The organism is Halalkalibaculum sp. DA3122 (genome assembly GCF_043951865.1).
In the GTDB taxonomy this organism is placed as follows: domain Bacteria; phylum Bacteroidota; class Rhodothermia; order Balneolales; family Balneolaceae; genus JAMQKA01.
Genome location: NZ_JBINJF010000009.1, coordinates 153,689 through 162,885 on the forward strand (window position 1 = coordinate 153,689; position 9,197 = coordinate 162,885).

A 9,197-nucleotide genomic window follows, 5' to 3' on the forward strand; every position below is an offset into this window, starting at 1 on the left:
GCGATGTGGTGCTCGTGGCACAAGACTCCCCACTCACTGCTACTTCGTTAATTTTCCAATTAAAAATCCGAGGGCAACTCCCCCTACAAAAGAGAACAAAATACCCTCTTCAGGATGGGAGCGTACATACCTGCGGGCATTTCGGTAGTCCCGGCTGATCTCTTCTTCCACATGTCGACGTTCTTCCCTCAGCCTGTCCAGCAATTTTTCATAGGAAGATATCTTTTCCTCCAGTTCGGCTTGCTGTTCGTTCACTTCGTTTTCGGATGAATTTTTATTCTCGGCCATAATAAAATTATTTAGGTTATAATCTGTTTAAAAGATAAGAATTACTGACTGAATCTCACCCCTCAATTTTATTCTTCTTAACAGAGTGATAATGCTGTATTCATACTCTGTAAATATAAAGCAGTTATACTACCTTTCACTAATTAAAGGGTTTTTATGTCTGCTTTAAAAGATCTCGTCAGGAATATACAAAACCGGTTCTTTGATTCCATCGTCACCAACCACCTGGTGTACAACACGTGCTGGGAGGACCCGAAAATAGACCGATCATTGCTGAATTTAAACAGCAAAAGCAAGGTGGTTATGCTGACCAGCGCCGGCTGCAATGTGCTTGACTATTTGCTGGATAATCCCCGAATTATTCACTCGGTTGACGCCAATCCCCGTCAAAATGCATTGATGGCGTTAAAGAACGCGTTTTTCAGGCATGGTGATTACAAGCTCCTTTTTGACTTCTTGGGTCGGGGCTCACATCCGGCAGCAGAAATGGTCTACCGACAAAATCTGCGACAACATATGCCACAACAGGCGTGCCGGTTCTGGGACAAAAAGATCAATTATTTCAGCCGCACTCCGGTCCGACCATCCTTTTATTTTTGTGGAACTTCCGGCAAAATTGCGCATATGGTGCATCGCCAAATCAAGCGGAAGGGGTTGTATGCCAATGCCCTGAACCTGCTGGATGCCAGCTCTCTGCAGGAACAGCGGTATTACTACCGGGAAATTGAGCCTGAGTTGTGGAACGGCTTTTCTCGCTGGCTACTCAGCCGAAACTCAACCATGGCCCTGCTCGGTGTGCCCCGGTCCCAGCGTAACCTTATTGAGCAAGAGTACGACGGGGGGATGCTTTCGTTCATCCGCAGCTCGATGGAACACGTGTTTACCGAGCTGCCGATCCGCCAAAACTATTTTTGGAGGGTGTACATTACGGGCTCCTACACTCCGGGGTGCTGTCCCAACTACCTCAGAGAGTCCAATTTTAAGCTACTGCAGCAGCGGGTGAATCGCATTCAACTCCACTCCGGTACCTTGTCCGACTTCCTTGAGCATCATCCGGACCGCTACACCCATTTTGTGCTGCTCGACCACCAAGACTGGCTGGCGAATGCGCATCCGGGCGAACTGGAGCAAGAATGGGAGCTAATATTAAACAATGCAGCCCCGGGCGCCCGCATCCTGTTTCGGTCGGCCTGCCACAAAGTGGACTTCCTGCCTGGTTTCGTCCGGGAGAATGTGACCTTCTATCCCGAACGAACCTCCTCTCTCCACAAGCAGGACCGGGTCGGGACCTACGGGAGTACACACCTTGGAATTGTCGAATCCTAAAAAATTAATGCAGTGGAACCGGATATTGAACTGCGCAACAAAAAAATTGAACGCTACTACCGCCTTCATTCGTCAATATATGACTGGACCCGGTGGAGCTTTCTTTTCGGACGTGAAGAGCTCCTGAATCGCATTCCCGAACTTCCTCCAAATCCGCGTATCCTGGAGATCGGTTGCGGAACCGGTACCAATCTCACTAACCTGGAATACCTTTTTCCCGATGCCCTGATTTACGGCATGGATCTTTCCGGCGACATGATCCGTCAGGCGCGCACCAAGGTTGACAAAAGCCGGCAAATCACCCTTGTTAACGGCGCCTATGGTGATAACAAATTCAATTTTGAGCCTTTCAACCTTATTCTGCTTTCCTACTCCCTCTCGATGCTGGGCAGCCAGGCCGAACAAATTATGAAACAGGTCCACCGGGATCTCACCAGCGACGGCTATGTTGCAGTTGTTGACTTTTCTGATACCCGGTTCAGCTGGTTCCAACGCTGGATGAAGCTCAATCACGTAGCAATAGACGGACAACTTACTTCCCTGCTTAACAGGCTATTTATACCGAGACTAACACAACACAAAAAAGCCTACCTCGGACTGTGGAGATACCTGCTTTTTATTGGTCGGCGCAGACCGTCGGCAGACATATAGAATTGTTAAATTTGCCTGCACAAAAGGCTTTTAACCTCCCTTCTCCTGAAACGGTCCTTTATGAAAGCCTGCTGCCTGTCTTCAACAGGCTCAAATTCTCTATTTTATAATGGCATTGAACTTGAGATACCATGTAAACAACTGCAGGCCATTTAATTAAAAAGTTTTAAGACTTGTTATTCTTAAAAAAATATGTATCATGTTTTTAAAAATAATTTAAGCTGTATTTATAGCATTATATGAAGATACTCATTGTCGAGGATGACCGTGTGCTTTCACTGATGTTGAGCCGTATGGTTCAGCGGATAGGTCACCGTGTCGTTGATAGCGTTACAATGGGAGAGTCAGCAATTGATATTGTAGAGAACAACAGCGTTGACCTCATACTGATGGATATCATGCTCGAGGGGCAGATTGATGGCATCGAAACGATGGAAAAGATTCGCACCCATTCTGATGTACCTGTCATCTATGTTACGGGGAATTCCGACTATTCTACAATAGAACGGGCTGAACAGACCAATTTTGTAGCATATCTGGTTAAACCGATCGCATTTGACCAGCTAAAGAAATCAATTGCAGAGATGAATAATTCGGGATGAGACAATGGCGCGTACAAAGGTTAAAAACGAGGAATGGCATTTTTGAAATTTGCTACTTATTCATAATCTGAATTAATTGATACCAGGGAAATATCGCTCATTAACAGACGATTTTAATAAAATTTGCGAGGGCCTTTGCAAATACTGCTTTCCAAGGCTCTTTTTACACTAATAAAGGAAATGGATATGGGATATTGTCACAAGAGAGGCTTCCTGAGGTCAGGAGCCCTCACCTGCATACTTGCACTGGTGCCCCTGTTGCTGCCTGCTCAAAATGTATTTGACGTACTCAGTGAGCAGGATGAGGCAAGCATCTTTGTCAACACTATTGAAAAAGCGGGCCTTAATTCGACACTCAATTCCGGTGGTCCCTATACTATTTTCGCTCCCACCAATACTGCCCTTGAAGAAATGCAGGATCGCCTGAACCGTGCAAACAGCTCCTGGGCCGAACGTTTTGTCATGAATCACCTGTTAACCGGGATGGCTACCCAGCGACAAATCATTGCGATGTCCAAGGTTCCTACCATGGGCGGTCTCGTCCTTACCATAAGTGTTGACAACGAAAATACCGTTAAAATCAATGAAGTGACAAATAACGTCACCATCGTGAAACCGAACATCCGGGCCCAAAACGGGGTTATCCACCTGGTTGACGGCGTTTTGGAGGAGTAATTTTAGACGACCAGTGGCACCCACGTGCCGGCTCTGTTATTCATCCGCTTTTACTCATTCATTTCAAACTGGATGTAAAAGGTACCATCTTCTTCGGGAGCCAGCTTAATTTTGTCAATAATGGCATCGATGTTCAGCGGACCTTTTACGTGTGGGTATTTCTGGTCCCGCCCTTCCGGCTTTTCCAGTTTTACCGGTGGTTCCAGGCTGGCCACGTCAATGACAATAAGCATCAGCTCCTTTTCGCCCTTGAAGCGGCGGTTGGCCACCTCCTGCACCTGTTTTCCGTTGGAACAGTGAATAAACCCTTCCTCCTCCAGTGAATCAGGTTTATAAAGTCCCGCATCCTGATGGGCCTTCCACTCAGAAAGCGGTACCAGGTGAAATATGATATCGTCGGTCATGCTAATCTTTTTTGTTTTTATTGTAAGCAAGGTGTACCAGAGCGTCCCCTTTGTGTACCACCGGCGTATTGTTGATACCGATGACACGGCCGTGGTGAGGGCAAACGGCATTAAATGTTTCGTTACCGAACGGGTCGGTTATGCGTCCCAGCACCTGTCGCTTGTTTATATGATCTCCCAGGGCAATACGCGGACTAAACAGTCCTGCATACTTTGCCCGGATCCAGGTTGATTTGGGATAGACTTCTGTCTCGTAGTCGGCCTGTGGCGCAGAGGAGCGCATGCCCAGGTGTTCCATCAGGCGCAGGGTTCCGTTCATGGCCAGCTGTATCCCAAACTCGTCAAAACGCTGTGCCTCCCCTGTTTCATATACCAAAATGTGTTTTCCTTTTCGGTAGGCCGCTTTTCTGAATGATTTGTCAATCAGGCTTGAATGCAAAACCACCGGGGGATGGAAGGCGCGGGCCAGTTCTGTGTTTTTGTCGATATCCAGGGTGCATCGGATTTGCGGGAAGTTGGCACGCGAGGCGCCTCCCGTATGAAAATCAATGCCGTAGTCGATCTGTGGAATAATCTTGTTCATCAATGTGTAAGCGAGCAGCTTGGCGAGCGAGCCCGTTTTCACACCGGGAAAACTGCGGTTGATATCTTTGCCGTCGGGCACCCCGCGCGCATTTTGTATAAATCCGTAGATGTTAACAAGTGGAATGGCAATCACAGAGCCCTTCTCCGGAATAATTGTCTCCTTTACAATCATGCGCCGGATAATTTCAATACCGTTAATTTCATCTCCGTGGAGTCCCCCGGTAAGCAGCAACACCGGCCCATCCTGGCTGCCGCGATATACATGCACCGGCAGATCAATACTGGTATAGGTCGGGAGCCGCGCGATATTGAGTTGAATCTTCTGCTGTTCGCCCACCCCGATTTTGTACTTGTTAATGGATATGAACTCAGGCATCGCTTTTTAACCTGCGTTGTTTACTGGTTCGCGCATTTATCTGTTTTACTTTTCGCTCAACGTAGGACACGATTTTACCTGCAATATCCTTTTTGGTGGCTTTTTCAATACCTTCCAGTCCGGGAGAGGAGTTGACCTCGAGGACCAGCGGACCCCGTGCAGATTCCAGCATATCGACTCCCGCCACCGAAAGCCCCATGGACCGGGTGGCAACGAGGGCGGCACGTCGCTGTTCTTTCGTCAACTTGATAAGCTCCGTAGAACCGCCGCGATGAATATTTGACCGAAACTCCCCCTCTTTTCCCTTACGTTTCATTGCCCCAACCACTTTGCCGTCGACCACAAAAGCCCTGATATCTTCGCCCTTGGCCTCTTCCACGAACTCCTGGACGATGACGCGGGCCTTCATGCTGTGAAAGGCCTGGATCATCGATTCAGCGGCCTTCTGTGTGGGAGCAAGTACAACACCCACGCCCTGGGTCCCCTCCAGCAGCTTGATAATCAGTGGCGCTCCCCCCACACTGTCGATAATTTTTTTTACCTCGGTGGAATAGTTGGTAAATACGGTCTTGGGCATTCCCACGCCTGCCCGTGCCAAAATCTGCAGGCTTCTCAACTTGTCGCGAGACCGGACAAGCGCCTGCGATTCAACGGCCGCAAACACCTTCATCATCTCAAACTGGCGGACCACCGCGGACCCGTAAAAAGTCACCGAAGCCCCGATCCGGGGAATAATTGCATCAACATCGGTCACTTTTGTGCCGCGGTAATATATGCAGGGGTTATCTTTCTCACTGACAATATCACACTTCAGGTGATCCAGGACAGTTGCCTGGTGGCCAGCCTGTTCAATCGCCTCAACCAGGCGACTTGTGGAATACAGTTCTGCATTCCGGGAAAGTACAACAATATGCATGTAATTAATCTCGGTTTTCTTCTTTCAAATTCTTGTTGGACAGGTATTTCCGGGAGACATCCACCAGGAACCCCCGTTTCAACAATTTTCTCCCCAGCAGAACCGGGTAATTCATCTCAGACCGATCCGTCAGCGAAAGCTCAATGTCATATATCTCGTTCATCAGCTCGATCTTTGTCTTGACGACAAACCGCTGTTCGGTGATTCCGTTCGAGCTCCGCACGGTTTTCTCCCGGTGTATCGGCAGTTCAAACAGCTTTTCATTGTACGTGTCGTGCGAAGGATCCAGCAAGTTAAACCGGATACGGTCCTCCCCGGTTTTTTCAATGTGATGGCAGTGCAGGCTTGAGGTGTACGCCCCGGTGTCAATTTTGGCATCCAGATCGATGAGATCCCACTCCGGGAAACTAACCTGCTCTACCCGGCCAATTATTTTAGTAGTTTTTTTGGATTTTGACATAACCCTCTGCTGTAGATCATAACCTTCCTGGCATCCAAACAGTTAAAATCGGTGGGTAAGTATACTGTTTATTCTGCTATCATTCATCCATCCGGAGCATATTTATAAGCATTAGATAAGCTGATTCTTTCGTTTCGGCGATAAGCAAAATTTTGGGTACCGGTTGCCCGGTCCAGATTGCAATAGTTGACGAATAGGCCTATCTATTGAGGTAAACTGGATAAAATAAAAACCATCAACATGAATACCGATAACGACACCCCGGAAATTACGCTCCAAAACGTCTCTTTTTTAACCAATGGCCAGATCGAGGATCATGTGGACAGGATGGCCAGGGATATGAAATTCTTTTCCATAGTATACATCATTCAGGGAGCCTTGTTATGCCTTACGATTGTGGGAGCAATCATCGGAATACCGATGATCATTTACCACCTGAAGCTCCGTGATTCAGCAGATTCCTTTCGCAAATTCGCAAAATCCACCGATTTTTTTCACCTGGCCCGGGCTTTTGAAGACCAGCGGAAGTTTTTCTTTTTCTACAAGGTTTTAATCATCGTGATGATAGTGCTGTTCCTCCTGTACATAATTGCCATGATTTACCTGCTGTCTCTTGGAATGATGTCGATGCCGCAGGATTTTGCCTGAAATGAACCTGAAGTGAAGAGCGCCGCGTGGTATTCGGCACTCTTCAATACTTCTGAATATTGAACCGTTATTTTTTTTCAGCCGTTTTTTCTCTAAACAGCATAAATCCAAGCACGGCAACGGCTAACACGCTAACCCCCAGCAGGTAGGCCAGCAGATTGGATTCCGGTTTTGCAACTGTCGCCCACTGGTTTGTTTTCTGGTCAATTGTTGCGATCTGGGCGCTGGTCAAAATCTCCGCCTGTATAATGCCGGGGGTCCACTGCCCCTTCACGCGATGGTTCCAAAAGTCGGAAAAACGGGAAAAATCCTGGTAGGTTTTCTCACCCGAGTCCTGCTTGCTCTGGGTAAAGCCCTGCTCAACATATGTATTCAATGCCTCATACAGTGAGTTGGGATCATCAAATTTTTTCAGTTCTATATCCGCTTCTTTAAACGACTGGTTCAGGGAGGTCCACAGCCGTTCGTTGAGGGCTTGCTCCCAACGCAGGGCAGCCTGCTGTATCTCCGATTCAGTCTGCCGCGGATTTACGCTGTACGCTTCGGAAAATTTGCTTCCCACGGTCTCCCACATCTGCGCAAACTCTTCCTGCACTTTCTTCATCCTGAGATAGTCTCCCGTACCCAGTTCCGAATTTGATTCCAGCAGCTGCATGCTTTCAGAAGGAATGGTTCGAATCATAGTCAATGGACTCCGATCGGTTTTCAGGCGATTTTCGGAGCGGATCTGCTCCAAATCTCCGATTGAAGCGATCTCCATGTTCTGATAGGTTACTATGACGGAATCGATAAACGAGAGGATCAGTGCATCCCGGCGTTCCAGGCTTTCCCGGTAATTTCGCAGCTGACCGGAGAGTTCTTTTTCGCTGGCCACAGAGTTTTGGACGGCGGCTTGCAGGGAATCTGCACGGGCATTCAGCCGGGCAAGCCTGTCTCCATAACGGTCCAATTGCTCGTCAAGCTGGTTCAGTTTTGCCTCCTGGCGTGCAATCCTGGCCAGGTTATTGTACGCGATACGTGCCCTGTTTTTAAGTTCGGTAATCTGCTCTTCGAAGGTGGCCGGATAGATCGCTTTATTGATTAACGCCGCATGTTCGGCATAAAAACTCTCCAGCGAGTCTATGCGTCCACCTGTTTCCCTGGCTTCTGCCTGACTGCTTACCTCGTCAAGTTCTGCTTTTACTGACTGGACTGCCGCCCGGTACTCCTGCTGTATCTGGTAGTCCGACTGTATTTCCTGGGCGCAAAGCACTCCCGAGACAGTAAATACCATGATCCATGAGGCCAATATCGTACCGATACCTTCAGCTCTGAATGCTTTTATCTTCATATCAGTTTTCCTCCCTGCTTGCAAGTTCGTTGTCATTTTCCAGTATCCCCTGCTCAGTCAGCCTGTAACTCTCGCTGGTTTTCCTGTCCAGCAACTGTACATAGGCCTCCCGTTGATTAAAGGCGGGCTCTTCGATCCCCTCCTCATCAATATTAATCTCTCTTTTCAACGTCAATTTATGCTTTTCCGGCGCCATCACGTATACATTGGAGTAGCCGGGGGCGGTGATGTAGTAAAACCCCTGCTTCCCTCGAATAAGTCGTACCTGCCGGGTGGCGACAGCGCTGCTGTCCCCGGTCTCAGCAAATTGCAGGGGCAGAATATTAAAGCTGAGTCCATGCTGTACATCAACCACTGTACCCTCTTCATCAGGTGTCAGCACAGATTCGATCGGCTGCGCGTAATTTACGTCGCTAATCACCAGGGACTGTTTGCATCCCGCAACCAACAGCAGCAAACCAGTTAACCATACAGGAAGAGCGTGTAACGAGTATTTCATATTTCCGTCTTTCGTGTGAATGGGTTAAAATGAATCGATTTCAATCACTTATAGACAACTTTTCGACAAAATGTTCCGGCATTGCCGACCAGAATCGGTATGAGATGCAATTGCAATATTTATCTGTTCAGAATTATCCGCTGCCTGTTCCTCCGGGAAAAGTTGTAACCCGGGCGCACAAGGTCAGGCAGAATAGCGAAGAGATACGAAGTGGCGATCCAGGTATCGAGCTGTATCCTGCTGCTCTAAAAGAGGCGACTTTCTTCAGCAAAACAGTATCCACGATAATTAGTCCGGATTTCTCGCCAAGAAATTGGTTTTTCAGCAAGGCGAAGGGCAAAGGGCCGCGCAGACGTACGTTGGTACGTTGAGCAGGTGATTTGTCCTTCAACGCAGCTGAAAGGCCCATTTCGCAGCCTGTTACAGACTGTAATGAT

13 protein-coding genes are annotated in these 9,197 nt (G+C 48.1%); 5 read left to right on the plus strand and 8 right to left on the minus strand.

All coding sequences use genetic code 11. The features are described 5' to 3' along the window. Positions 1 to 39: 39 nt before the first annotated feature. Entirely contained in the window at positions 40 to 288 is a 249-nt protein-coding gene (locus ACG2F4_RS08675; RefSeq protein WP_395259832.1) for a hypothetical protein, read from the minus strand. Positions 289 to 444: 156 nt separating this feature from the next. Between ACG2F4_RS08675 and ACG2F4_RS08680 the strand changes: the two genes are divergently transcribed. From ACG2F4_RS08680 to ACG2F4_RS08695, 4 genes are all read left to right on the plus strand, one after another. Next, positions 445 to 1,614 (plus strand): DUF3419 family protein, encoded by a 1,170-nt coding sequence (locus tag ACG2F4_RS08680; protein ID WP_395259833.1) that lies wholly within the window; start codon positions 445 to 447, stop codon positions 1,612 to 1,614. A gap of 12 nt (positions 1,615 to 1,626) precedes the next feature. Beyond that, complete coding sequence (locus ACG2F4_RS08685) at positions 1,627 to 2,265, plus strand: class I SAM-dependent methyltransferase (RefSeq protein ID WP_395259834.1); 639 nt, start codon at positions 1,627 to 1,629, stop codon at positions 2,263 to 2,265. Between the two features lie 239 nt (positions 2,266 to 2,504). Further along, complete coding sequence (locus ACG2F4_RS08690) at positions 2,505 to 2,867, plus strand: response regulator (RefSeq protein ID WP_395259835.1); 363 nt, start codon at positions 2,505 to 2,507, stop codon at positions 2,865 to 2,867. Between the two features lie 186 nt (positions 2,868 to 3,053). Beyond that, entirely contained in the window at positions 3,054 to 3,542 is a 489-nt protein-coding gene (locus tag ACG2F4_RS08695; RefSeq protein WP_395259836.1) for a fasciclin domain-containing protein, read from the plus strand. Between the two features lie 50 nt (positions 3,543 to 3,592). On the opposite strand, the gene ACG2F4_RS08700 is transcribed toward ACG2F4_RS08695, so the two are convergent. The 4 genes from ACG2F4_RS08700 to ACG2F4_RS08715 are packed head-to-tail and all read right to left on the minus strand — an operon-like array spanning position 3,593 to position 6,283. Next, positions 3,593 to 3,946: a DUF952 domain-containing protein gene (locus ACG2F4_RS08700; protein ID WP_395259837.1), complete on the minus strand. Its 354-nt coding sequence runs from the start codon at positions 3,944 to 3,946 to the stop codon at positions 3,593 to 3,595. Between the two features lies 1 nt (position 3,947). Next, the gene (locus ACG2F4_RS08705) at positions 3,948 to 4,907 is read right to left on the minus strand and encodes a succinylglutamate desuccinylase/aspartoacylase family protein (protein ID WP_395259838.1); all 960 of its coding nucleotides are present in this window, start codon (positions 4,905 to 4,907) and stop codon (positions 3,948 to 3,950) included. Further along, entirely contained in the window at positions 4,900 to 5,823 is a 924-nt protein-coding gene (gene rimK / locus ACG2F4_RS08710) for a 30S ribosomal protein S6--L-glutamate ligase (protein ID WP_395259839.1), read from the minus strand. The genes ACG2F4_RS08705 and rimK overlap by 8 nt, the downstream gene beginning before the upstream one ends. 4 nt (positions 5,824 to 5,827) lie before the next feature. Continuing rightward, the gene (locus ACG2F4_RS08715; RefSeq protein ID WP_395259840.1) at positions 5,828 to 6,283 is read right to left on the minus strand and encodes an ATP-dependent zinc protease; all 456 of its coding nucleotides are present in this window, start codon (positions 6,281 to 6,283) and stop codon (positions 5,828 to 5,830) included. A 240-nt stretch (positions 6,284 to 6,523) separates the two neighbouring features. Here ACG2F4_RS08715 and ACG2F4_RS08720 point away from each other — a divergent pair, with 240 nt between their 5' ends. After that, the gene (locus ACG2F4_RS08720) at positions 6,524 to 6,931 is read left to right on the plus strand and encodes a DUF5362 family protein (protein ID WP_395259841.1); all 408 of its coding nucleotides are present in this window, start codon (positions 6,524 to 6,526) and stop codon (positions 6,929 to 6,931) included. Positions 6,932 to 6,998: 67 nt separating this feature from the next. Here ACG2F4_RS08720 and ACG2F4_RS08725 read toward each other — a convergent pair whose 3' ends face one another. The 3 genes from ACG2F4_RS08725 to ACG2F4_RS08735 form a co-directional block, all read right to left on the minus strand. Beyond that, a complete protein-coding gene (locus tag ACG2F4_RS08725) occupies positions 6,999 to 8,261 on the minus strand; it encodes a hypothetical protein (RefSeq protein WP_395259842.1) in 1,263 nt (420 codons plus the stop codon). A 1-nt stretch (position 8,262) separates the two neighbouring features. Next, entirely contained in the window at positions 8,263 to 8,760 is a 498-nt protein-coding gene (locus ACG2F4_RS08730) for a hypothetical protein (protein WP_395259843.1), read from the minus strand. A gap of 133 nt (positions 8,761 to 8,893) precedes the next feature. Continuing rightward, positions 8,894 to 9,197: hypothetical protein (locus tag ACG2F4_RS08735; RefSeq protein WP_395259845.1), on the minus strand; the 304-nt coding region annotated here is incomplete at its 5' end.